At 64.4% G+C, this 23086-nt stretch carries 20 protein-coding genes and 1 pseudogene; 13 read left to right on the plus strand and 8 right to left on the minus strand.

The genetic code is table 11. The features are described from left to right. Position 1 precedes the first annotated feature (1 nt). Positions 2-1072 carry an alcohol dehydrogenase gene (locus tag HAP48_RS29830; protein ID WP_166203382.1) on the plus strand — a complete coding sequence of 357 codons (1071 nt, stop codon included), beginning with the start codon at positions 2-4 and terminating at the stop codon, positions 1070-1072. A 164-nt stretch (positions 1073-1236) separates the two neighbouring features. Beyond that, positions 1237-2319 (plus strand): isocitrate/isopropylmalate dehydrogenase family protein, encoded by a 1083-nt coding sequence (locus HAP48_RS29835; protein ID WP_166203384.1) that lies wholly within the window; start codon positions 1237-1239, stop codon positions 2317-2319. Between the two features lie 191 nt (positions 2320-2510). Here the strand turns inward: HAP48_RS29835 and HAP48_RS29840 are convergent, their stop codons facing one another. Together HAP48_RS29840 and HAP48_RS29845 are read right to left on the minus strand one after the other, a co-directional pair. Beyond that, on the minus strand, positions 2511-2843 hold the full coding sequence (locus HAP48_RS29840; RefSeq protein ID WP_166203386.1) for a hypothetical protein: 333 nt from the start codon (positions 2841-2843) through the stop codon (positions 2511-2513). Positions 2844-3364: 521 nt separating this feature from the next. Then, positions 3365-3760 (minus strand): helix-turn-helix domain-containing protein, encoded by a 396-nt coding sequence (locus tag HAP48_RS29845; protein WP_094194089.1) that lies wholly within the window; start codon positions 3758-3760, stop codon positions 3365-3367. A 583-nt stretch (positions 3761-4343) separates the two neighbouring features. Here HAP48_RS29845 and HAP48_RS29850 point away from each other — a divergent pair. Beyond that, entirely contained in the window at positions 4344-4655 is a 312-nt protein-coding gene (locus HAP48_RS29850) for a hypothetical protein (protein ID WP_224496676.1), read from the plus strand. Positions 4656-4796: 141 nt separating this feature from the next. Here HAP48_RS29850 and HAP48_RS29855 read toward each other — a convergent pair. The 3 genes and pseudogenes from HAP48_RS29855 to HAP48_RS29865 form a co-directional block, all read right to left on the minus strand. Further along, positions 4797-6116 (minus strand): annotated as a pseudogene (locus HAP48_RS29855) (dicarboxylate/amino acid:cation symporter). An 89-nt stretch (positions 6117-6205) separates the two neighbouring features. Then, on the minus strand, positions 6206-7663 hold the full coding sequence (locus HAP48_RS29860; protein ID WP_210292954.1) for a sensor histidine kinase: 1458 nt from the start codon (positions 7661-7663) through the stop codon (positions 6206-6208). A 234-nt stretch (positions 7664-7897) separates the two neighbouring features. After that, the gene (locus HAP48_RS29865) at positions 7898-9163 is read right to left on the minus strand and encodes a serine hydrolase domain-containing protein (protein WP_166203390.1); all 1266 of its coding nucleotides are present in this window, start codon (positions 9161-9163) and stop codon (positions 7898-7900) included. Between the two features lie 145 nt (positions 9164-9308). Here HAP48_RS29865 and HAP48_RS29870 point away from each other — a divergent pair, with 145 nt between their 5' ends. From HAP48_RS29870 to HAP48_RS29895, 6 genes are all read left to right on the plus strand, one after another. Beyond that, positions 9309-10223: a dioxygenase family protein gene (locus HAP48_RS29870; RefSeq protein WP_166203392.1), complete on the plus strand. Its 915-nt coding sequence runs from the start codon at positions 9309-9311 to the stop codon at positions 10221-10223. A 344-nt stretch (positions 10224-10567) separates the two neighbouring features. Next, entirely contained in the window at positions 10568-11884 is a 1317-nt protein-coding gene (locus HAP48_RS29875; RefSeq protein ID WP_166203394.1) for a CmpA/NrtA family ABC transporter substrate-binding protein, read from the plus strand. A gap of 64 nt (positions 11885-11948) precedes the next feature. Then, positions 11949-12851 (plus strand): nitrate ABC transporter permease, encoded by a 903-nt coding sequence (ntrB, locus tag HAP48_RS29880; protein ID WP_029078150.1) that lies wholly within the window; start codon positions 11949-11951, stop codon positions 12849-12851. An 11-nt stretch (positions 12852-12862) separates the two neighbouring features. After that, a complete protein-coding gene (locus HAP48_RS29885; RefSeq protein WP_166203396.1) occupies positions 12863-13657 on the plus strand; it encodes an ABC transporter ATP-binding protein in 795 nt (264 codons plus the stop codon). 91 nt (positions 13658-13748) lie between these two features. Further along, positions 13749-14171 carry a globin family protein gene (locus HAP48_RS29890; protein WP_166203398.1) on the plus strand — a complete coding sequence of 141 codons (423 nt, stop codon included), beginning with the start codon at positions 13749-13751 and terminating at the stop codon, positions 14169-14171. A gap of 270 nt (positions 14172-14441) precedes the next feature. Next, positions 14442-15341, plus strand: coding sequence for an SMP-30/gluconolactonase/LRE family protein (locus HAP48_RS29895; RefSeq protein WP_175612236.1), 900 nt, complete (start codon positions 14442-14444; stop codon positions 15339-15341). A 23-nt stretch (positions 15342-15364) separates the two neighbouring features. Here HAP48_RS29895 and HAP48_RS29900 read toward each other — a convergent pair whose 3' ends face one another. Next, the gene (locus HAP48_RS29900; protein ID WP_166203400.1) at positions 15365-16564 is read right to left on the minus strand and encodes a 3-hydroxybenzoate 6-monooxygenase; all 1200 of its coding nucleotides are present in this window, start codon (positions 16562-16564) and stop codon (positions 15365-15367) included. Between the two features lie 21 nt (positions 16565-16585). Beyond that, positions 16586-17137 carry a MarR family winged helix-turn-helix transcriptional regulator gene (locus HAP48_RS29905; protein WP_166203402.1) on the minus strand — a complete coding sequence of 184 codons (552 nt, stop codon included), beginning with the start codon at positions 17135-17137 and terminating at the stop codon, positions 16586-16588. 184 nt (positions 17138-17321) lie between these two features. On the opposite strand from HAP48_RS29905, the gene HAP48_RS29910 reads away from it, so the two are divergent. Genes HAP48_RS29910 through HAP48_RS29920 form a run of 3 tightly spaced genes read left to right on the plus strand, consistent with a single transcriptional unit; the run spans position 17322 to position 20217 of the window. Beyond that, the gene (locus HAP48_RS29910) at positions 17322-18296 is read left to right on the plus strand and encodes an amidohydrolase family protein (protein ID WP_166203404.1); all 975 of its coding nucleotides are present in this window, start codon (positions 17322-17324) and stop codon (positions 18294-18296) included. Positions 18297-18355: 59 nt separating this feature from the next. Beyond that, positions 18356-19714, plus strand: coding sequence for an MFS transporter (locus HAP48_RS29915; RefSeq protein WP_224496677.1), 1359 nt, complete (start codon positions 18356-18358; stop codon positions 19712-19714). Between the two features lie 56 nt (positions 19715-19770). Then, positions 19771-20217, plus strand: a complete 447-nt coding sequence (locus HAP48_RS29920; RefSeq protein WP_166203408.1) for a DoxX family protein — start codon at positions 19771-19773, stop codon at positions 20215-20217. 60 nt (positions 20218-20277) lie between these two features. Here HAP48_RS29920 and HAP48_RS29925 read toward each other — a convergent pair whose 3' ends face one another. After that, positions 20278-21363, minus strand: coding sequence for a substrate-binding domain-containing protein (locus HAP48_RS29925; RefSeq protein WP_166203410.1), 1086 nt, complete (start codon positions 21361-21363; stop codon positions 20278-20280). Positions 21364-21480: 117 nt separating this feature from the next. On the opposite strand from HAP48_RS29925, the gene HAP48_RS29930 reads away from it, so the two are divergent. Then, the gene (locus HAP48_RS29930) at positions 21481-22965 is read left to right on the plus strand and encodes an aldehyde dehydrogenase family protein (RefSeq protein WP_176399242.1); all 1485 of its coding nucleotides are present in this window, start codon (positions 21481-21483) and stop codon (positions 22963-22965) included. The last annotated feature ends 121 nt before the right edge of the window (positions 22966-23086 follow it).

Consider the following 23086-nt stretch of genomic DNA (forward strand, 5'->3'; position numbering starts at 1 on the left):
GATGAAGAGTTTCCAGGTCGTCGATTTCAACGCCCCCTTGAAAGAGGTTGATCAGCCGACGCCGCAGCCGTCGGGCACGCAGGTGCTGATCAAGGTCAAGGCCGCCGGTGTCTGCCACAGCGACCTGCATATCTGGGAAGGCGGTTATGATCTTGGCCATGGCCGCAAGCCGCTGTCGCTGAAGGATCGCGGCGTCTCGTTGCCGCGCACGATGGGCCACGAGACGGTCGGCGAAATCATAGCCTTCGGGCCCGACGTCAAGGATGCCGACAAGGGCGGTCTCAAGCTCGGCGATGTCGCGCTGGCCTATCCCTGGCTCGGCTGCGGCAAATGCCCGACCTGCCTCGGTGGCGACGAGAACATGTGCGCGATCAAGCCGAATGCGCTCGGCGTCTACTGCGACGGCGGCTACGCCGATCACATGACCGTGCCGCATCCGAAATATCTGCTCAACCTGAACGGACTCGATCCGGTCACGGCGGCGCCCTACGCCTGCTCCGGCGTCACGACCTACAGCGCGCTGAAGAAGGTCGAGAAGGATCTCGACACGCCGATCGTGATTTTCGGCGCCGGCGGTCTTGGCCTGATGGCGCTCTCGCTGTTGAAAGCGATGGGCGGCAAGGGCGCGATCGTGGTCGATATCGACGCCAGGAAGCGCGAGGCGGCCGAGGCCGCCGGCGCGCTCGCCACCGTCGACGGCAAGGCGCCCGACGCGCTGGAGCAGCTCGTCAAGAAGGCCGGCCAGCCGATCCGCGCCGCGATCGATCTCGTCGGCAACGCCCAGACCTCGCAGCTCGGCTTCGACTGCCTGACCAAGGGCGGCAAGCTCGTGATCGTCGGCCTGTTCGGCGGCGGCGCGACCTGGGCGCTGCCGCTGATCCCGATCAAGGCCGTCACCATCCAGGGCAGCTATGTCGGCAATCTGCGCGAGACGCAGGAGCTGCTCGACCTGGTGCGGACCAAGAAGATTCCGGCGATCCCGGTCACGCCGATGCCGCTGGCGAAGGCGAATGAGGCGCTGACCAATCTGCAGAAAGGCCAGCTCGTCGGCCGCGCGGTGCTGACGCCGTAAGACGGCATATCTCGCGTCATGGCCGGGCTTGTCCCGGCCATCCACGGCTTGCTTGCCGATGCGCGGTTAAGACGTGGATGCCCGGGACATCTAGCGCGAAGACGCGCTTCGCGCTTCTGCCCGGGCATGACGAGGTTCACAACTGAAGCTATCAGGGAATCCCCATGTCCGCCAACGACGCACTTCACATCGCAGTTCTCGGTGGCGACGGCATCGGCCCCGAGGTGATGGCGCCGGCGCTCGAGGTGCTGCGCGGCATCGAGGCGTCGGCCGGCCTCAAATTCCGCTTCACCGAGGCGCCGGCCGGCGCCGGTCATTACAAGGAGACCGGCAAGTCGATGCCGGAGAGCACGATCCGGCTGTGCGAGGAGGCCGATGCGATCCTGCTCGGGGCCTGCGGCCTGCCGTCGGTGCGCTACCCCGACAACACCGAGATCGCGCCGCAGATCGAACTGCGCATGATCTTCGATCTCTATGCCGGTGTGCGGCCGGCGCGATTGATCCCTGGCGTGCCGAGCACGATCGTCGGCGCCGATCAGAAGGGCATCGACCTCGTCGTGATCAGGGAATCCACCGAGGGCCTGTTCGCCTCGATGGGCAAGGGCGTCGTCACCGACAGCGAGGCGCGCGAGACGATGGTGATCACGCGCCGGACCTCCGAGCGGCTGTTCGAGTTCTCGTTCCGGCTTGCCGAACGCCGCAAGGCGCGCGGCCGCGTCGGCGGCGGGCTGACCTGCGTCGACAAGGCGAACGTGTTCAAGGCGTTCGCATTCTTCCGCAACATCTTCGACGAGACGGCGAAGCGTCATCCCGACGTCAGGGCTGACCACCTCTACATCGACGCGACGGCGGCTGCGCTGGTGAAGCGTCCCTGGGACTTCGACGTCATGGTGACCGAGAACATGTTCGGCGACATCCTGTCCGACCTCACCGCCGGCCTGATCGGCGGCATGGGCATGGCGCCGTCGGCCGACATCGGCGATCGCTACGCGGTGTTTCAGCCTTGCCATGGCACGGCGCCCGACATCATGGGGCAGGGCAAGGCCAATCCGACCGCGATGATCCTCTCGACCGCGATGATGCTGGACTGGCTCGCCGACAAACACAGTCTGGAGAGCGCTGCGGAAGCCGGAGAGCGGATCGAGCGCGCGGTCGACAGGGTCTATGCCGACGGCATCAAGCCGTTCGAGTTCGGCGGCAGCAATGGCACGGCCGATGTGGCGAAGGCGGTACTGGCGGCGCTTTAGCGCGCTGGCGCGCTCAATCTTCAACCAGTCATGCCCGCGCAACGGCTTTGCCGTTGTCGCTGGAGGTGCTCGCGGAGCGAGCCTCGAAGCATGCACGGCCCGAGTCGGGCCGTCGACCCTTCGAGGCTCGCAAGAACTCGCACCTCAGGGTGACGGGGAAGGAGAGGGGGCCGAAGCCCCCTCGTTGACGATTAGCGATGGTGTCCGCCGTGATGCCCGCCGCCGCGGTGTCCGCCGCCGTAATGGCCGCCATGATGCCGCGGCCCGTGATGATGGTGGCGATGGTGGTAGTGCGGACGATGATGCCATCCGTGATGGCGTGGTCCGTAGTAGCCGTAACCGCCCGGTTGCCAGGTGCAGCGGCCCCAGCGATCGCAGACCTGGCGGACCTTGTCGACATTGGACGTTTCGCCTGCGATGTGGCCGGCCTGCGGCAGCCCGTTCGGCATCGCTGACGCCGCACCCGACATCAGCGCTGCGCTTCCGAGCGCGGCCAGTCCAATAACAGCAAGCTTGATATTCATCGAGATCTCCTTGGTTGAAGCCTGAAAACGTCCATGCGGCCACTTCGTTGCTGCGACAAGAAAGACTGTGCACTTGGTTCTAAGGGACGCCGGTTCAACGCAGGAAATGCGGGAGTTGTGAGGTCGCGCTGTGTGCGGGCGACAATTGGCCGCGCGGCAGAATGGCGGCGCGTCGCGCGTGCATGCGCTGCATGAGATGTGCAGTCAAAGCGTGAGCCGGAAAGACCTGCGCTGATACGCAACTGTGTGCGCGAAGACCGTGCTCAAGTCGAGTTGCGAGATCATGACGCCGCGCTTGCCGTCGCTTCATGACCCCGCATTCGGACGCGAGACTGAAGAGGCTCGCCTCGATCACAAATCCTTGAGCCGACTGCGTCGGCAAAAAGAAAAAGCGCCGCCATCGCCGATGGCAGCGCTTTGTCATGTCCCGGCCCGACCGGCGTATGGCGGTCGTGGTGACCGGCAACCGGCCGATGCGGCGTGGTGGATCGCGTTCGCGGCGTCGCGACCCGACCCGCGGCTCAGTCCTCGTTGGCGGCGATCGATTCCATCAGCGACACCAGCTGGCGCTGTACGGTTTGATCCTTGATCTTGCTGTAGGCGCGCAGCAACCGGAGGCTGAACGCGCTGTCGAGGAACAGCAGGCTCTCGACCTCGCGGGCCTTGTTGTCGCCGTCGTAGAAGAAGGTGACCGGCACATCCAGCGCGCTCGCGATCTGCTGAAGGCGGGCGGCGCCGACGCGGTTCACGCCCTTCTCGTACTTCTGCACCTGCTGGAAGCTGACGCCGAGTTTGTCGCCGAGTTCGGCCTGCGAGATCTTCTGCTCGACACGGCGCAGGCGAATCCGCTTGCCCAACTCGATGTCTGGCTTGCCGGCGCTGCGCTGCTTCATCTTCTTTGCTGCTGATCTGTTCATTCTTGTGACCCGTCCTTCAATCGGGAATCCCTGGCCCGGCTGGGTCAGGGACACGTTCATGATGTACCGCGTTAAGCTCGAGTGGATCGTCAGTTCGTCGTGAACCACGAAAATCCAAGAAGATCGCGGGATGGTATCCAAACGCACATCCTTGTTGGAAGCATGCGTATTGGAAGCACCCTTTACCGACACAGCCAACTACCTGAAGTCGACCGTGCCTAGGTGTCTCTCGACACCCCGCCCTCTACATTTGGCAAAATATTGACCAAACCACAACTAGCGCGAGTTTGATCGCCACAGATTTTGCACGCATGCTTACCGGGCGGCAGTACACTGCGCCCGTAGTTCTACGGGCAACTATATTGTACGGGCGTCTTTGCGTGGATGCAACCCCAGCTAGTGCACCCTGAGGTCGCGCAGACGGGGCGGCGGTTGCTTGACGGAATGGCCCGCCAGGCGAAAAGTTTGACCTAAGTCCAAGTCGGGCTTTCGGAATGTTGCTGGACAATTGCCTGAAAGTTCTCGATCATCGGGAACCAATGTGCGCCTACGACAAGCCGGCGAACTCTGGCGGGAGAGGCCAATGAAGCGGAAGAGGGGAACGCCTCGACTCTACCTCGCGGCTTCGGGAGTGGAAGATATGCCGGTCGCAAATACGGAAGAACGGTTGCTGGCGCTGCTCGCAACCCTGGAAGAGTGTCAGGCCTTCCTGACCGACCGGACCAATACGGAGACGGCGCGGCTTTTGTCCCTTGCCATCCTCGAGCTCCGGATGGAGCTCCACAAGGTGACCGATTCCGAGTTGAAGGCCCTGTGTGACATGATCGCGTCGGACGGGCCGGCGCCGGAACCGGCGACCCGGCAGTTGCCGCCGTATCTGAGGCTGGTCAAGTAGGTCAGCGCCCCGCGCCACGCGCGGGACGCTGCCGGTCCTGTGCCGTGCTCGAGCGCGATGACTTTTAGTCATCCCGCTCTGGCTCTTTGATTTGAGCATGATCTTTTCGGAAAACCGCTACACACTTTTCCGGATCATGCTCTAGCCGGCGGTGACGTCGACTGCCTCTGCGCCTTCAAGCACGCGACGGGCCTTGTCACGGTCGAGGTCACCCTCCCATGCCGCGACCACGACGGTGGCGACGCAGTTGCCGATCAAATTGCCGACCGCGCGTGCCATGCCGATGAACCAGTCGACCGAGAGCACCAGCACGAGGCCGATCGCCGGGATGCTCGGCACCGCATTGAGCGTCGCCGCCAGGATGACGATCGCCGAGCCCGGCACGCCATGCGCGCCCTTCGAGGTGATCAGCGACACGCCGAGCACCAGCAGCAGGTCGCCGAACGACAGCGGCGTGTTGGTCGCCTGCGCGATGAACACGACCGCAAGCGTCAGATAGATCGAGAACGCATCGAGGTTGAAGGACTAGCCGGTCGGGATCACCAGGCCGACCACCGAATCCTTGACGCCGAGGCGCTCCAGCTTGCGCATGATCTGCGGCAACACGGCGTCGGAGGATGCGGTGGCGACCACGATCGTCAGCTCCTCGCGCAGGTAGCCGAGGAATTTGAGGATGTTGATGCCGGCGAGCGCCATCACGCCGCCGAGCACGCCGAGCACGAAGATCGCGACCGAGACGTAGAACAGCGCCACCAGCGACAGCAGCTGCTTCAGCGAGCCGACGCCGTATTTGCCGACCGTGTAGGCGACGGCGCCGAGCACGCCGATCGGCGCGATGCGCACGATCAGGCCCATGGCGCGGAACAGCACGGTCGAGACCGCGTCGATGAGGGAGGAGATCTTCTCGCCCTTCTCGCCGCCGGCCAGCGCCAGGCTGACGCCGAAGATGATGGCGAAGAACAGGACCTGCAGCACGTCGTTGCGCGACAGCGCGTCGAACGAGGTGGTCGGGATGATGTTGAGCAGGAAGCTGCCGACGCCTTCGCCCTTCAGCTTCTGCGCGTTGCTGGCATAGTTGCCGAGCGCCTTGGGATCCAGCGTCGAGGTGTCGATGTTCATGCCGTGACCGGGCCCGAACAGGTAGGCCAGGATCAACCCGACCACCAGCGCGACCGTCGTCATCACCTCGAAATAGACCAGCGCCTTGACGCCGACGCGGCCGACCTTCTTGAGGTCGCCGGCGCCCGCGATGCCGTGCACCACCACGCAGAACACGATCGGCGCCACGATCATCGAGATCAGCTTCAGGAAGGCATCGCTGAAGATCTTCAACCCGATCGCGAAATCGGGCGCGGCCATGCCGATGATGATGCCAAGCAACAGCGCGACGAGCACCTGCACGAACAGTGACGTGTAAAGCGGCTTTCGTGCCACACTGGCTTCCGCTACGATGGTCGACATGAACTTCCCCCTGTTTCTGGCCGGCCGAACCCGCCCTATCTTAGCAACTTGCGTGCCAAGATGTCGCAGGCTTGGCCGCCATTATCGGGTCAATCGCGGGGTTCGAGGGAGCTGGTCACGGTGTAGACGACGCCCTGGGGCAGGAAATCCACCGTGGCTTCGCCGCCGAGTTGGTCGCGGGCGCTGCGCTCGATCAGCCGGGAGCCGAAGCCGCGCTGGACCGGCGCGGTGACCGGCGGACCGCCGGCCTCGGTCCAGATCATCCGGAGCTTCGGTCCGGCGCCTTCCTCCAGGATCTCCCAGTCCAGCGTCACCGTGCCGGTGTCGTTGGACAGCGCGCCATATTTGGCGGCGTTGGTCGCCATTTCGTGCAGGAGCATCGACAGCACCAGGGCAAGCCGCGGCGACAGCGGCACACGTGGGCCGAACATTTTGACCCGCTCGGAGGCGTTGAGCAGATAGGGCCGCAACACCCGGCTGACCACGTCCTGCAGGTCGGAGCCCTGCCATTTGTCGGTGGAGAGCAGGTTGTGCGCCTCGGCAAGCGCGCCGAGCCGTCCCTCGAACTTGTCGCGCTCGGCGCGGCTCGCGCTGCGAAAGGTCTGCGTGGCGATCGATTGCAGGATCGCCAGCGTGTTCTTGACGCGGTGGTTGAGCTCCTCGATCAGGAGATCGTGCAGCATCTCGGCGCGCGCGATCGTGGTCGCCATCCGCACCGCGAAGCCGAGGCCGACCAGCAACAGCACGCCGCCGATCACGCTGGTGATCGCAAGCGAGCGCCACAGCGGCGCCACCAGCGAGTTCTCGGCTATGCCCGCGGCGACGGTCCAGCCGGTGACGCGCGACCGCGTGAAGCCGGTGATCAGCGCGACGCCTTCGAGCGAGACGGTCGGCAGCGTCGCCTCGCTACGGCGGAACATCTCGGCGAACAGCGACGGCGCGGCGCGCTGCCCGATCGTCGCCTGCGGATTTGGCACGCGGGCCAGGTTGACGCCGTCGCTGTCGAAGATCGAGATGGTCCAGTCCTGGTTGAGGCGCTGCTTCTCGATGATGGCCTGGAAGACCTCGATCGGCGGGCTGAACGAGATGTCGTAGAGCACCTCGCCGTCGCGCATCACCGGCACCTCGACGGTGATGATCAGGCGCTGCTTCACCGCGCCGAAGAACAGGTTAGAATATTGCGGCTGCCTTGTCGCAAACACCTTGACGAGGATCTCGAGATTGTTGCGCGGCAGCAGGCTCGCCGTATCCGCCGTCAGCGAGGAGAACACCTGGCGTCCGCTGCGGTCGGCCACCAGCACCACGCCGTCCTTGCCGTACTGGTCGATGAAGCCGGCCGCGACGCGGCGGAAATTGTCGAAGTCGCTGTTGCGCAGCGAATTGGTCAGCGCCAGCACCTGCAGCCCGCCGGTCATGCGCTGCATTTCCGCATCGAGCAGCAGGCGGATGTTGCGCGCGGTCTCGAGCACGCGCTGCGTGGCGGCCTGGCGGTCCTGCTGGTAATTGTGGAACACTATGCCGACCGCGAAAACGATCAGCGGCAACATCGTTCCCGCGACCAGGAGCACGAGACGCACTGGCAATGTCAGTTTCGGCACGAAGTCCCCGAGTCGGTGCCCATCTGCTGGGAGCTTAGGGGAAGCGGGAAAAGTCCGCCAAACGAAATAGCTGGTGATTGGAAAGGTTCCGCGGCGCTTAGAGCATGATCCGGAAAAGTGTGAAGCGGTTTTCCGAAAGGATCATGCTCAAACGAGGGGTGTGCGCCGCGGAAAAGCGCTGGTTCAGAGATTGCTCTCGGTGATCGCGGCGTAGACCATGGTGCGCAGCTCGCGGCGCAGCGGATAGGCGCTCGATGGCAGCACCTGGGTCATGAAGATCGTGATCAGCTCTTCTGCCGGGTCGATGAAGAACGACGTCGTCGCGGCGCCGCCCCAGTTGAATTCGCCCGGGCTGCCCGCGATCAGCGTCTGCGCCGGATGCATCGTGACGGCGAAGCCGAGGCCGAAGCCGATGCCGTCATAGGCGGCTTCGGAGAACAGCGAGCGCGACATCGCCGGCAGGTCGACGCCGCCGGGCAGATGGTTGGAGGCCATCAGCTTCAGCGTCTTCGGGCCGAGCAGCCTGACCCCGCCGAGCTCGCCGCCGTTGAGCAGGGCGCGGCAGAAGGTGAGATAGTTTGAGGCGGTCGAGCACAGCCCGCCGCCGCCCGAGATTAGCGAGGGCGGTGACAGGAACGAGCTGGCGGCCGGGTCGTCCTGGAGCGTCAGCGTGCCCTTGCGCTCGGTGGCGTGGCCGCCCTGCGGGTCGGCCGAGTAGCAGGCGGCGAAGCGGTGCACCTTGTCGGCCGGCACGAAGAAGTCGGTGTCGTTCATGCCGAGCGGCTTGAAGATGCGCTCCTTCAGGAACTGCTCGAACGGTATCCCTGAGATCTTGCCGACGAGATAGCCGAGCACGTCGGTGGCGACCGAATAATTCCAGGCTTCACCCGGCGAGAACTCCAGCGGGATTTTCGCCAGATCCTCGATCATGCTGTCGAGCGTGCCGGCCTTGATGATCTCGCCGATCTTCTTCTCGCGATAGGCCGCGTCCACATTGGAGCGCTGCTGGAAGCCGTAGGTGAGGCCCGAAGTGTGCCGCAAGAGGTCGACGATCAGCATCGGCCGGCTCAGTGGGCGGGTCAGGAAGGCGGGCGCGGTGCCGGCGACGAACACGCCGAGATTCTTCCACTCCGGAATGTATTTGGCGACCGGCTCGTCGATCGCGACCTTGCCTTCCTCGACCAGCATCATGAAGGCGACCGACGTGATCGGCTTGGTCATCGAATAGATGCGGAAGATGGTGTCGTCCTTGACCGGTACCTTGCGCTCGAGATCGGCAAAGCCCTGCACCGTGGAATGCACGATCTTGCCGCGCCGGTAGATCAGGAGCTGGGTGCCGGGAAAGCGGCCGCCGTCGATGTAGCGGCTCTTCAGATGCGCTTCGAGACGGTTGAGGGCAGTGGTCGACATTCCCGCCGATTCGGGCGAGGCAGGCGTGGGGGCTAACATCGGGCATTTCTCCGGCTGGCAAGGCCGTCTTGATAGCCGAAAAGTGTCCGTTTCACCAATCCGCCGCTGCTTACCGCCACAGGGGCGGTGGTGTACGCTCGCCCTTGCAATCGCACCCCGAAGGGGGCTCAAGGGAAACGCCGAGATGACCCAGTTCAACGAGACCGAGCTCACCACCGCCGTCATCCGCAGCTTCGACCAGACGCCCGATCCGCGGGCCAAGTTCCTGTTGCAGGAACTGGTGAAGTCGCTGCACGATTATGTGCGCAGGACCGATCTCACCTTCGAGGAGTGGGACCACGCGATCGGCTTCCTGACCCGCACCGGACAGAAGTGCACCGACATCCGCCAGGAGTTCATCTTGCTGTCCGACGTGCTCGGCGTGTCGATGCTGGTCGATGCGGTCAACCACCGCGATCGCGACGGCGCGACCGAGACCACCGTGCTCGGCCCGTTCTATGTCGGCGAGCACAAGGTGGCGCCGCATGGCACCGATATCTCGGCAAGCCTGCCCGGCGAGCGCATGTTCGTGCAGAGCCGCGTCACCGACCTCACGGGCAAGCCGCTGGTCAATGTGCCGGTCGATGTCTGGCACGCGGACGACGACGGATTCTACGACTCGCAGAAGCCGAGCTATGCCACCGAAGGCCCGTCGTCGCGGGCGCGCTTCGTCACCGATGCCGACGGCCGCTTCTTCTTCCGCACCATCGTGCCGTGCAGCTATCCGATTCCGACCGACGGTCCGGTCGGGCAGATGATCACGCAGACCAACCGTCACCCGATGCGGCCGGCGCATGTGCACTTCCTGGTCAATGCCAAGGGCCATGAGCCGCTGATCACGCACGTATTCATGGAAGGCGACAAATATATCGACTCCGACGTCGTGTTCGGCGTGAAGGACGAGCTGATCGCCAAGGTTGAACGGCGTACCGATCCTGACATGCCCGATGGCCAGCGCTCGGATGGTCCGTGGCATCTGATGAGCTACGAATTCCATGTGAAACCCGGTGGCGGAATGGCGCCCGCGCCGCTCGGCACCAAGGTCGCCGAGGACGCCTGATCGCTATCGTCGAAGCCGTCTGCTCAATTCTTGTGCGTCGCACAAGAATTGAGCGAATCGCAAATTTTGGGAGCGCGCGGAAAGTTCGCGCGCGCTGCGACATGTTGCGCAAGACTTTGCAATAAAATCAATTTTTGCACTGCGGTAGCTTGGCACAAGGCTTGAATAGTCGGTGCCGACGCCATTGAAGCCGTCCCTCGAGGCCACCCCATCGGATTTCTGACGCCGCCAGACCGGGGCCTCCCCGGTGCATGCCCTTTTGCGCCCTGCGCGCGTCGCCACCCGAAGGAGGGCGCTCGACGCAAAGACGCAACACCGCAACGCAACGACGCAAAGGACGACCGATGACCAAGCCCACCAATAAGCCCTCAGGCCGTGGCCTCAGCCGCCGTCAGCTCCTGAAGGCGAGCAGTGGCGCCGCCGCGCTGCTCGCTGCAGCCAGGCTCAACTTTCCCGCCGGTGCATTCGCGCAAGGTGCAGGCCCCGAGGTGAAGGGCGCCAAGCTCGGATTCATTGCGCTGAGCGACGCCGGTCCGCTGTTCGTCGCCAAGGACAAGGGCTTGTTCGCCAAGTATGGCGTGCCCGATGTCGACGTGCAGAAGCAGGCCTCATGGGGCACCACGCGCGACAATCTCGTGCTCGGCTCCGAGGGCAACGGCATCGACGGCGCGCATATCCTGACCCCGATGCCGTATCTGATCTCGGCCGGCAAGGTGACGCAGAACAACCAGCCGACGCCGATGTACATCATGGCGCGGCTCAATCTCGATGCGCAGTGCATCTCGGTCGCAAAGGAATATGCCGACCTCAAGCTCTCGACCGACGCATCGCCGTTCAAGACGGCGCTGGAAAAGAAGAAGGCGTCGGGCAAGGCGGTGAAGGCCGCGATGACCTTCCCGGGCGGCACCCATGATCTGTGGATACGCTATTGGCTGGCCGCAGGCGGCATCGATCCCGACAAGGATATCGAGACCATCGTGGTGCCGCCGCCGCAGATGGTCGCCAACATGAAGGTCGGCACCATGGACTGCTTCTGTGTCGGCGAGCCCTGGAATCTGCAGCTGATCCACCAGGACATCGGCTACACCGCGGTCAATACCGGCGAGATCTGGAACAAGCATCCGGAGAAGTCGTTCGCGATGCGCGCCGCCTGGGTCGACAAATATCCGAACGCGGCGAAGGCCATCCTGATGGCGGTGATGGAAGCCCAGCAATGGGCCGACAAGGCCGAGAACAAGCAGGAGCTCGCGGCGATCATGGCCAAGCGGCAGTGGATCAACTGCCCGGTCGAGGACGTCTATGACCGCACTGCGGGCAAGTTCGACTACGGCATCGGCAAGGTGGTCGAGAATTCACCGCACATCATGAAGTACTGGCGCGATTTCGCGTCATATCCGTTCCAGAGCCACGAGCTCTGGTTCCTCACCGAAGACATTCGCTGGGGCAAGTTCGAAGCGGGATTCGATACCAAGGGCCTGATCGGCAAGGTCAACCGCGAGGACATCTGGCGTGCCGCCGCCAAGGATCTCGGCGTGCCCGCATCCGAGATTCCAACCTCGACCTCGCGCGGCAAGGAGACCTTCTTCGACGGCAAGGTGTTCGATCCGGAAAATCCGGCCGCATACCTCAAGTCGCTGTCGATCAAGCGCGTGGACGTCTGATTTGAGCAGGGCTGCGCGCCCCTCGCGCGCGGCCCACCCATTTGACCACGGAGATACTTTGTCGATGTCAATGCCTGCCATGAAGACCGAACTCACCGCAGCGATCGTTCCGGCTGCCGCAACCGCGGCGCCGGTGGTGACGATGACGCCCAAGCGGCCGCCGCGTGCCGAGACATATGCCAAGATGGCGAAGGAGGCGGCAGTGCGCGTCGTGCCGCCGCTGATCGTACTCGCGCTGCTGCTGCTCGTCTGGGAGCTGGTGTGCCGCCGCGCCGGCTCGGCCCTGCCGCCGCCCTCGCGCGTGTTCAAGGATACCAAGGAGCTGATCCTCGATCCGTTCTTCGATCACGGCGGCATCGACAAGGGTCTGTTCTGGCACCTGTCGGCGAGCCTGCAGCGCGTCGCGCTGGGCTATTCGCTGGCGGCGATCGCGGGCATCGCGCTCGGCACGCTGGTCGGCCAGTCGGTCTGGGCGATGCGCGGGCTCGATCCGCTGTTCCAGGTACTGCGCACGATCCCGCCGCTCGCGTGGCTGCCGCTGTCGCTCGCCGCATTCCGCGACGGCCAGCCCTCGGCGATCTTCGTCATCTTCATCACCTCGGTGTGGCCGATCATCATCAACACTGCGGTCGGCATCCGCAATATCCCGCAGGACTACCGCAACGTCGCCGCCGTGGTGCAGCTCAATCCGCTGGAGTTCTTCGCCAAGATCATGATCCCGGCGGCCGCGCCCTACATGTTCACCGGCTTGCGCATCGGCATCGGCCTGTCATGGCTCGCGATCGTCGCCGCCGAGATGCTGATCGGCGGCGTCGGCATCGGCTTCTTCATCTGGGATGCGTGGAATTCCTCGCACATCAGCGAAATCATCCTGGCGCTGTTCTATGTCGGCATCATCGGCTTTGTGCTCGACCGCCTGATCGCGGGATTGGGCAAGATCGTGACCCGCGGCACGGCTGCGAACTGAGGGGACAAGTCATGCAGGCCTATCTGAAGCTCGACCACATCGACAAGATTTTTACCCGCGGCAGCGCCACCACGGAGGTTCTGAAGGACATCAACCTGACGATCCAGAAGGGTGAATACGTCTCGATCATCGGCCATTCCGGCTGCGGCAAGTCGACCTTGCTCAACATCGTCGCCGGCCTCACCGGCACCACCAATGGCTGCGTGCTGCTGGAGAACCGCGAGGTCAATTCACCGGGGCCCGACCGGGCCGTGGTGTTCCAGAACCACAGCCTGCTGCCGTGGCTGACCGTCTACGAGAACGTCAAGCTCGGCGTCGACAAGGTGTTTGCCAAGACCAAGAGCAGGGCGGAGCGCGACGCCTGGGTGATGCACAATCTCAACCTGGTGCAGATGGCGCATGCCAAGGACAAGCGGCCGAGCGAGATTTCGGGCGGCATGAAGCAGCGCGTCGGCATCGCGCGTGCGCTCGCCATGGAGCCGAAGGTGCTGCTGCTCGACGAGCCGTTCGGCGCGCTCGACGCGCTGACCCGGGCGCATCTGCAGGATTCGGTGATGGCGCTGCATCAAAAGCTCGGCAACACCATCCTGATGATCACCCACGACGTCGACGAAGCCGTGCTGCTGTCGGACCGCATCGTCATGATGACCAACGGTCCGAGCGCACGGATCGGCGAGGTGCTCGAGGTGCCCTTGGTGCGTCCGCGCAAGCGGCTCGAGCTCGCGAACAACCCCGGCTATCTGAAGTGCCGGCAGCGCGTGCTCGAATTCCTCTATGAGCGCCACAGCTTCGTCGAGGCGGCTTGAAGATCAGGCGTTTCGGCCTTGAACCGAAACGCCGTGGTCCACGACCAATGCTCGGATTTTGCAAAGTCATTCAGAACCACGGAGAGTTGAAATGAATCCGGCCCAAATCAAGCTGGTTCAGGATAGCTTTGGCAAGGTCGCGCCGATTGCGGAGCAAGCCGCGGTCATTTTCTACGATCGCTTGTTCGAAGTCGCGCCCGCCGTGAAGGCGATGTTTCCGGCCGACATGAAAGAGCAGCGCAAGAAGCTGATGACGACGCTCGCCGTCGTCGTCAACGGGCTGAGCAATCTCGACGCGATCCTGCCCGCCGCGAGTGCACTCGCCAAACGCCATGTCGGCTATGGCGCCAGGCCCGAGCACTATCCGGTGGTCGGCGACGCATTGCTGTGGACGCTGGAGAAGGGCCTCGGTGATGGCTGGACGCCTGACGTCGCCGCCGCATGGACTGCGGCCTACGGCACGCTGTCCGGCTACATGATTTCGGAAGCCTATGGCGCGCAGGCAGCGGAGTAGGGGAATCGTGGAGGCGCCGGCCGCTGCTGCCAAATCGCAGCTGACGGCAAACTAGAACTCTCTCCCCCGTCATTGCGAGCCACCCGGTCGGCGCGAAGCGCCGCCGGATGACAGGCTCCGCGAAGCAATCCATACCTCCGCTTGCCGAGAGATGGATTGCTTCGTCGCTTCAGCGCAAAATTGCGCTTGCAATTTTGTCGCGAGCTTCCTCGCAATGACGAACGGAACGATCTAAGGTTCACTCGCTCCGCTAACGGGTGAATCAAGAAAATGATGTTCCTGGAAACGCCGCCGAAACTGATCCCGACCGAGATATTCTCAGCAGTTCCCGCCGAGTTTCGCCGCAAGGTGGCGAGCGAATGGGCCGATGCCAACCGGCCGGGCGCGGTGACCGACTGCTTCATCGAGGGCCCGTCATTCGATGCGTCGGGCAATCTCTACATCGTCGACATTCCATTCGGCCGCGTCTTCAGGATCGCGCCGGACAAGTCGTGGTCGGAGGTCGCCGAATATGACGGCTGGCCGAACGGGCTGAAGATCGACGCCAGGGGCCGCATCCTGATCGCCGACTACCGGCACGGGCTGATGGAGCTCGATGCCAGATCGGGCAAGGTCACGCCGCTGCTGCGTTCGCGCAATTCGGAATCGTTCCGCGGCTGCAACGATCTGCATATTGCCTCGAACGGCGACATCTATTTCACCGATCAGGGGCAGACCGGACTGCACGATCCGACCGGCCGCGTCTATTGCTTGCGGGCGAACGGTGCGCTCGACTGCCTGATCGACACCGGCATCAGCCCGAACGGCCTGGTGCTCGATCCGCACGAGGCGGTGCTGTTCGTCGCCATGACGCGCGACAACGCGGTCTGGCGCGCGCCGTTCATGAAGGACGGCAGCGTGTCCAAGGTCGGGCGGTTCTGCTCGCTGTTCGGCCCGAGCGGGCCCGACGGCATGACGATGGACAGGGCAGGGCGGCTGTTCGTCGCGCACGCCTCGCTCGGCCATGTCTTCGTGTTTGCGCCGAACGGCGAGTGCATCGCCCGGATCAAGTCCTGCGCCGGACAAAGCTGCACCAATGTCGCGATCGGCGGCGCCAACCGCGACCGGCTCTACATCACGGAATCGGTGACGGGCTCTGTGTTGGTCGCTGATATCAGCGGGCTCGGCTGATTCGTCTGTCCGGCAATCATCGCTTATGCAGCGAGGTTCGGACGCTCGGGAAAAGGCGAGTCGTACAGCCACGCCAGGTTATCGCAGAACTGCTCGAGGCTGGTGTTGCGGATTAGCTGGTTGCGCAGCAACGCGTGCACGCCGGCCGGATGATAGACATGGGTGCCGAGTTCACGGGCCTGCAACTGGACCCGTGCCGTGCGCATCAGCCGAACCTGGCGGTATTTCTCCAGCGCGTGCGCGAAGGCATCAGGCGTTGCGCCCAGTAATTCGGCGAGCCAGACCGCGTCCTCCAGCGCCATGCAGGCGCCTTGCGCGAAATATTGCAGCATCGGATGCGCGGCATCGCCGAGCAGGGCCACGCGTCCGTCGACCCAGTGTTCGGTTGGATCGCGATCGCAGGTCACCCACGCCTTCCAATCCTTGCCGTGGTGAATGATCGCCTTGGCGCGTGGATGAACGTCGCGAAAGCCCTCCAGCACCTCCTCATGGGTGACCGGCCTCGCAGCAAAGGCTTCCGCCGGATCGTTGTGACAGGTGATCGCGAGGTTGAACACCTTCCAGCCCGAGAGCGGATAGTGCACCAGATGGCACTTGGCGCCGGCCCATAGGGTCGCGGCGTTCCAGCGCAGATCCTCCGGCATCTGCTCGGTCGGAATCACCGATCGATAGGTGGTATGGCCCGCGATCCGCGGCGGGCCGTCATCGACCATCTGCTGGCGAATCCGGGACCTCAGCCCGTCGGCGCCGATCAAGAGACGGCCTTTGACACGCTCGCCGGATTTCAGCCGCGCGACGACGGCCTCGCCGTCCTGGTCGTATCCGACGACATCGCAATCGCTGCGCAGCGTGATGCCGGGATGCGCCTCGCAGGCGCGCAGGAAGATGCCGTGCAGGTCGCCGCGATGGACCACCGCATAGGGATTGCCGAAGCGCCGGCGGAAATAGCTGGTCAGGTCGATGCTGGTGATCTCTTCGGCCGAGATCGCGTCCATCAGCCGCAACTGGTCGATGAACACCGCGATCGCGCGGGCGGCATCGCCGAGATCGAGATGGTCGAAGGCATGGAAGGCGTTTGGGCCGAGCTGGATGCCGGCGCCGATCTCCTGATAGCGCGGTGCGCGTTCCAGGACGGTGACCTGAAATCCCTTGCGGGCCAGCGCGACCGCCGCGGCCAGTCCGCCGATGCCGCCGCCTGCAATGATGATCGGATCCTTGCGCATGTCCTCTCCCTGACGTTGGTGCTATTTCCTCGGTATCTTGCGGCGGCGGCCGGCCGTGCCTTTGGCGTCGGACTTCGCCTCGCGAACGTCTTTCGGCACCTTCGGCGGGGGCACCTCGATCATGCCGGCCTCGACCTCGTGCTCCAGCCGGTCGAGATTCTTGTAGAGCTCGACCAGCACCTGCTTGAGCTCGGCGGCTTCCTTGGCCGACATCGCACCGGTTGCGACCTCTTCATAGTGTTGCGCGATCGGCATCAGCCGGTCTGCGAGCTCGGCGCCCTTCGGCGTCAGCGCGACCTGCAGGCTGCGCTGGTCGTTCTCAGGCCGGTCGCGCGTCAGGAGGCCGGCGCGGCTCATCTCGGCAACGATGCGCGACAAGGTCGAGACATCGGCCGACGTCAGTTCGGCGATTTCGCCGAGCCGCAGCGGCTGTCCCTGCTCCGAGAGTGCGGCGAGCACGCGGTACATCGGCAGCGTCAACTTCTCGTGACGGATGACGCGGACGAACAGATCGCCCATCCGCACGCCGAGCCGGGCGAGCAGATAGGGCAGCGAATTCGAAAATCGGTACATGGGCTTAGGTCCGGGCTTCATTTCTGGCGGGAGGCGTCCGCCCGGAATAGCCGCCGGTCCTCGCACCGACAACAGTTGCATATCAATCATTTGCATTCGCAACTTTCTCATTGACAAATAATTGGACCGGATGTTTTGCTCTGTCAACACGGAAACGGGGGCACGAGCCCGAAGGGAGCAACCGATGCAGGGAAAGATCGCGCTGGAGGAGCACTTCGCCATCGAGGAGACGGTTCGCGACAGCGCGGGCTTCTCGCCGGCCGACGACTGGGTCGAGCTCAAGGCCCGGCTGCTCGACATTCAGGACCGCCGCCTTGCCGAGATGGATGCGCACGGCATCGAGCTGATGCTGCTGTCGCTCAACGCGCCGGCGATCCAGGCGATCCCCGACCGCAGCCGCGCGCTGGAGCTGTCGCGCCGCGCCAATGATTTCCTCGCCGAGCAGGTGGCGCGGCGGCCGCAGCGCTTCCAGGGCCTGGCCGCGCTGCCGATGCAGGATCCGGAAGCTGCCGCGCGCGAGCTCGATCGCTGCGTGAGTGCGCTGAAATTCCGCGGCGCGCTCGTCAACGGCTTCAGCGAGGTCGAAGGCCACGACGGCGCCGTCTACTATGATCGCAAGGAGTTCTGGCCGTTCTGGTCGGAGGTCGAGCGCCTCGACGTTCCGTTCTATCTCCACCCGCGCAACCCGCTGGCGAAGGATGCCGCGATCTACGAGGGCCATCGCTGGCTGATGGGGCCGACCTGGGCCTTCGGCCAGGAAACCGCGGTGCACGCGCTGCGCCTGATGGGCTCGGGCCTGTTCGATGCTCATCCGCGGCTGCAGATCATCCTCGGTCACATGGGCGAGGGCCTGCCGTACTCGATGTGGCGGGTCGACAACCACAACAAGTGGATGCGGGCGCAGAACATCTATCCCGCCAGGCGCAAGATCGCCGACTACTTCCGAGAGAATTTCTACATCACGACGTCAGGCAATTTCCGGACGCAAACCCTGATCGACGCGATGCTCGAGATCGGCGCCGACCGCATCCTGTTCTCCGCCGACTGGCCGTTCGAGAACATTGACCACGCCGCCGAATGGTTCGACACCGCGACCATCGCCGAGGGCGACCGTTTCAAGATCGGCCGCGACAACGCCCGCAGGCTGTTCAAGCTTTAAGCGCGCGATTCCAACCTGCCGCAGAGCAGGGCGCATCATCAGTTGCAAGGGAGGAAACCGTGAGCACTTCGCCCGACATCGACGTGCACGAGGAATTGTCCGGTGCGGCCATCGGCCGGCTGCACATCATGCTCGGCATCCTGATCACGCTTATCACGCTGTTCGACGGTTATGACACGTTCAATCCCGCCTATGTCATCCACTACGTCGCAAAACCCTGGGGATTGTCGCCGAGCCAGGCGGGCTTCCTCGTGAGCTCGGGCCTCGTCGGATTCCTGTTCGGGGCGGTCGGTCACGGCACGGTCGCCGACCGGCTCGGCCGGCGCGGCACGCTGCTGGCCGGCCTGTGGGTCGTCAACCTCTTCACGCTTTTGACGGCAACGGTCGCGAGCGACTTCTGGAGCTTCTGCGCGCTGCGCTTTGCGACCGGCCTCGGCCTCGGCGTGCTGCTGCCGCTGGGCACGACCTTCGTCAACGAACTGGCGCCGCGCCGTGTCAGCAACGCGTTCTCGTTGTGGGGCGTGACGCTGGGCTGGTCGCTCGGCGGCGTCTGTGCCGGGCTCGTCGGCGTCTATCTGACGCCGCATTACGGCTGGCAGATTCTGTATTATCTCGGCGCGCTGTCGATCCCGCTGACATTCGTGGCGCACGCGGTGCTGCCCGAAAGCCCGCAATTCCTGGCGGCGCGGCGCCGCACCGAGGAGCTGCGCACGCTGCTCGCGCGGCTGCGCCCGGAGCGGGCCGCCGCCTATCGCAACGCGACCTTTGCATCAGTCGATGCCGGCAGCGTGCCGAATCCGATCGCGGCGCTGCTGAGCCCGCGCTATCGCCGCGTCTCGCTGACGATCTGGATCACCGCGTTCCTGAGCCTGTTCGCGATCTTCGGCCTCACCGGCTGGATCCCGACGGTGATGCAGAAGCGCGGCGAGACGTTTGCGGCGTCGTTCGGCTTCGGCGCACTGATGCAGGCGATGTCGTTCGTCGGCGGGCTCACGCTTGCGATGCTGGCCGACCGCAATCTGTCGCTGACGCCGCGCTACCTCGCCACATGGTGGCTGAGCGGCGGCATTGCCGTGCTGGCGCTGGTGTTCGTCAGCGGTCACGGCGTCAATCTCGCGATCGTCGCCATCGCCGGCTTCTGCATCATCGGCGCCCAGCATGTGCTCAACAACTTCACCGCAGGCTCGTACGAGACGCTGCTGCGCGCCAGCGGCGTCGGTATGGAATTGGGCGTCGGCCGGGTCGGCGCGATCCTCGGTCCCTACGTGATCGGACTGCTGCAACAGATGACCGGCGGCCCCGACATCGTGTTCTGGGTGATCGGCGGTGCCGCGATCGTCGGCGCGTTCGCGATCGGCTCGCTTGGCCTCGCCGCCGCGCCCCGGCCCGCGGCCATCGATACGGCGCCCGCGGAGTGACGACGGATCCATATCAAACGCCGCATAGGCGAGTTTAGAACCCACGGAGACAACGCATGTCCACGACAACTCACATTGCGGCCGATGACAAAGCCGCGCGGCTTTCCCCATCCTGGGTTCTGCTGTTTGCGCGGCTCGCCATCGCGCCGCTGTTTCTCTACAGCGGCATCGGCAAGCTGATGGCGTTCTCGGCGACCGCCGGACGCCTCGGCGGCGCCGACGGCATCGGCGCGGTTCTTGCGGCCGGCGCGACGGCGGTCGAGCTCGGCTGCGGCGCGGCGCTCGTGCTCGGCCTGTTCGCACGTCAGGCGGCCTTGGTCCTGTTCCTGTTCACGATCGCCGCGACGCTGATGTTTCACAATTTCTGGGCCGCGCCGGAGGCGCAGGTCTTCACCCAGACCATCAACTTCCTGAAGAATCTCGGCCTGCTCGGCGCGCTTGCGATGATCGCGGTCTACGGGCCCGGGAGCTACGCGGTGAATGTGGGCACGAAGCGCACCTAGCTTCGCCCGACGATCAGCGTTCGGGGCACGCCGAGTCCAGCCGCCACCGATGCCAGCGGGTCAGCGGTCGGAATGCATCTTCTCGAGAAACTCCTTCACGCCGCTGACGGCGCCGGTATTCGAAGCGACATAGCCGGGCAGGGCGCCCACCGCCTTGTGAAACTCGCTGCTCTTCATGATGTCGAGCACCCGCTGCATCGGCTCGGTCTCGAGGAACGCACGCTTGCAGACGAAGAAATAATCTTCCGTGAGCAGGCGAATGAAATCGAGGCCGAACTGCCGGGCGGCGGCCTCGACGCCAAAACTGGCATCCGCCATGCCGCTCGCGACATAGGCGGCGACCGCGGCGTGGGTGAACTCCATGTGCTGGGCGCCGTTGATCTTGCTTTCCGGGATCTTGTGCTGCGCCAGCAACTGATCGAACAGCATCCTTGTGCCGGAATCATGGTCGCGGTTGACGAAGCGGGCCTTGCGGTCGACCAGGTCCTTCAGCGAGGTGATCTTCAAGGGGTTGCCGCGCTTGACCATCAGGCCCATCTCGCGCGTGACGAAATTGATCAGGCGGTCCTCGCGCGGATCGAGCCATTCCCGGCAGGCCTTGATGCCCTGCGCCCGCAACTCGCCGCGCGGCAGATGCACGCCGGAGAGATCGCAGGCGCCCTGCGCCAGCGAGACCAGCGAGTTCTGGTTGCTGACATAGCGCAGATCGACGCCGACGCCGCCCTCGCGGTCGAGGAATTCGCGCAGCTTGGAGACCGCGAAGCCGTGGCTGGCATGGACGCGGATCACCGACGGCCGCTGCTCCAGGAACGGCTTGATCTCGGTGACCAGTTCCTGCGCGAGGTTCTCGAGTTGCAGCCCGAGCCGCGCCTGCATGCGTTCGCCGGCCCACACCAGCTTCTCGCCGAACGGCGTCAGCTTCGAGCCCTTGCCGCGCTGTGTCTCCACCAGCGGCACGCCGAAGAATTCGGTCCACTGCTCGATCAGGTTCCAGACATGGCGATAGGACAAATGCGCGTCAATGGCGGCGCTGGTGATCTTCCCGGTCTTCCTGATCTCGTTGAGGATGCCGAGCATCACGACCGCGGTTTGCGGTGAGTTCTCTTTGCGAAAGCGCCAGACGGTCTCGATCTCGATCTGCAGCATCGTGGTCACCACTTATGAAGTTGACTTCATATCATGGTATACCAATAGGCACAAGATATCATATTTACTGCTGACCAAACCCTCCTACGTTGAAACACAACACCAGGAGGAAATATGATGTCGGTTGCATATGACTATGAGCGCGACGCCCGCCACGCCCCGACCGTCCGGGAAGAGTTGCTGCTGATCGACGGCGCCCGAATCCGCTCCCTCTCGGGAAAAACCTTCAAATCGCTCAATCCCGCCACCGAGCAGGTGATCGCAACGATTGCCGAAGGCAATGAGGCGGATGTCGACCGCGCCGTCGCCGCCGCCCGCCGCGCCTTCGAAGGGCCCTGGCGCACCATGCGCGCCGCCGAACGCGGCCACATTCTCCTGCGCTGGGCCGAGCTCTTGAAGCAGCACGCCGACGAGATCGCAGCGCTCGAGAGCCTCGATGCGGGCAAGCCGATTGCAGCGGTGCTGCGGCAGGATCTTCCGGCCGCCATCGACACGCTGACCTATTATGCCGGCTGGGCCGACAAGATCAGCGGCGATGTCGTCTCGACGCGCGACGACGCGCTGACCTATACGGTGCGTGAGCCGGTCGGCGTGGTCGCCGCGATCGTGCCGTGGAATTTCCCGCTGATGATCGGCATGTGGAAGCTGGCGCCGGCGCTGGCCTGCGGCTGCACGGTGGTGATGAAGCCGGCCGAGCTGACCTCGCTGTCGGCGCTGCGGATCGGCGAGCTGGCGCTCGAGGCCGGATTGCCGAAGGGCGTGCTCAACATCGTGACCGGCCCCGGCCGCGTCGTCGGCGACGCGCTGGTCAACCATCCTGACGTCGACAAGGTGACGTTCACCGGCTCGCCCGGTGTCGGCCGCGGCATCATGAAGGGTGCCGCCGGCAACTTCAAACGCGTCTCGCTCGAGCTCGGCGGCAAGTCCGCCAATGTGATCTTCGACGATGCCAATCTCGAAGCCGCCGCCAAGGCCGCCGCCGCCGGCATCTTCTTCAACGCCGGGCAGGTCTGCTCGGCCGGCTCCCGCGTGCTGGTGCAGGAGAAGGCCTATGACGAGGTGGTGGAACGGCTGGTCGCCCGCGCCGAAAGCCTGCGCATCGGCGATCCCGCGGATCGCGCCACCGTGCTCGGACCTGTCATCTCCGAGAAGCAGATGCGCTCGATCCTCGATTATGTCGAGATCGGAAACAATGAAGGCGCGCAGCTCGCCACCGGCGGAGAGCGTGTCGGTGACCGCGGCTATTTCATCAGCCCCGCGGTGTTCGCCAATGTCGCGCACGAAATGCGCATCTCGCAGGAGGAGATCTTTGGTCCCGTCGTCAGCGTGATCAAGTTCAAGGACGAGGCCGACGCGCTGCGCATCGCCAACGGCACCGCCTACAGCCTCGCCGCCGGGGTCTGGAGCGCGGATATGGGCCGTGTGCAGCGCTTCGCCAAAAAGGCCCGCGCCGGCACGGTGTGGATCAACACCTATGGCTACACCGATGTGCGGTTGCCGTGGGGCGGCGAGCGCGACTCCGGCCTCGGCCGCGAGCACGGCACCGCCGCGCTCGACAATTTCACCGAGCCGAAGGCGGTGTGGATGAATCTCAACGTGTGAGGGCCGTAGAGAAGCGTGAACGCACGCCACAATACAAGTGTCGTCCCGGGCTTGACCCGGGACCCATAACCACGACTGGTTGTTGTTGCGCACGGTTGGAATGACGAGTCCCGCCAACAAC

It is taken from the genome of Bradyrhizobium septentrionale (genome assembly GCF_011516645.4).
Taxonomy (GTDB): Bacteria; Pseudomonadota; Alphaproteobacteria; order Rhizobiales; family Xanthobacteraceae; genus Bradyrhizobium; species Bradyrhizobium septentrionale.

Bases quoted from the DNA above. Each gene is read 5' to 3' on its own strand.
- HAP48_RS29895 (WP_175612236.1), top strand. From the start codon at position 14,442: ATGATGTTCCTGGAAACGCCGCCGAAACTGATCCCGACCGAGATATTC.
- HAP48_RS29930 (WP_176399242.1), top strand. From the start codon at position 21,481: ATGTCGGTTGCATATGACTATGAGCGCGACGCCCGCCACGCCCCGACC.
- HAP48_RS29860 (WP_210292954.1), bottom strand. From the start codon at position 7,663: ATGTTGCCGCTGATCGTTTTCGCGGTCGGCATAGTGTTCCACAATTAC.
- HAP48_RS29890 (WP_166203398.1), top strand. From the start codon at position 13,749: ATGAATCCGGCCCAAATCAAGCTGGTTCAGGATAGCTTTGGCAAGGTC.
- HAP48_RS29865 (WP_166203390.1), bottom strand. From the start codon at position 9,163: ATGTTAGCCCCCACGCCTGCCTCGCCCGAATCGGCGGGAATGTCGACC.
- HAP48_RS29830 (WP_166203382.1), top strand. From the start codon at position 2: ATGAAGAGTTTCCAGGTCGTCGATTTCAACGCCCCCTTGAAAGAGGTT.
- HAP48_RS29900 (WP_166203400.1), bottom strand. From the start codon at position 16,564: ATGCGCAAGGATCCGATCATCATTGCAGGCGGCGGCATCGGCGGACTG.
- HAP48_RS29850 (WP_224496676.1), top strand. From the start codon at position 4,344: ATGAAGCGGAAGAGGGGAACGCCTCGACTCTACCTCGCGGCTTCGGGA.
- HAP48_RS29920 (WP_166203408.1), top strand. From the start codon at position 19,771: ATGTCCACGACAACTCACATTGCGGCCGATGACAAAGCCGCGCGGCTT.
- ntrB (WP_029078150.1), top strand. From the start codon at position 11,949: ATGTCAATGCCTGCCATGAAGACCGAACTCACCGCAGCGATCGTTCCG.
- HAP48_RS29875 (WP_166203394.1), top strand. From the start codon at position 10,568: ATGACCAAGCCCACCAATAAGCCCTCAGGCCGTGGCCTCAGCCGCCGT.
- HAP48_RS29885 (WP_166203396.1), top strand. From the start codon at position 12,863: ATGCAGGCCTATCTGAAGCTCGACCACATCGACAAGATTTTTACCCGC.
- HAP48_RS29845 (WP_094194089.1), bottom strand. From the start codon at position 3,760: ATGAACAGATCAGCAGCAAAGAAGATGAAGCAGCGCAGCGCCGGCAAG.
- HAP48_RS29840 (WP_166203386.1), bottom strand. From the start codon at position 2,843: ATGAATATCAAGCTTGCTGTTATTGGACTGGCCGCGCTCGGAAGCGCA.
- HAP48_RS29910 (WP_166203404.1), top strand. From the start codon at position 17,322: ATGCAGGGAAAGATCGCGCTGGAGGAGCACTTCGCCATCGAGGAGACG.
- HAP48_RS29835 (WP_166203384.1), top strand. From the start codon at position 1,237: ATGTCCGCCAACGACGCACTTCACATCGCAGTTCTCGGTGGCGACGGC.
- HAP48_RS29905 (WP_166203402.1), bottom strand. From the start codon at position 17,137: ATGTACCGATTTTCGAATTCGCTGCCCTATCTGCTCGCCCGGCTCGGC.
- HAP48_RS29925 (WP_166203410.1), bottom strand. From the start codon at position 21,363: ATGCTGCAGATCGAGATCGAGACCGTCTGGCGCTTTCGCAAAGAGAAC.
- HAP48_RS29870 (WP_166203392.1), top strand. From the start codon at position 9,309: ATGACCCAGTTCAACGAGACCGAGCTCACCACCGCCGTCATCCGCAGC.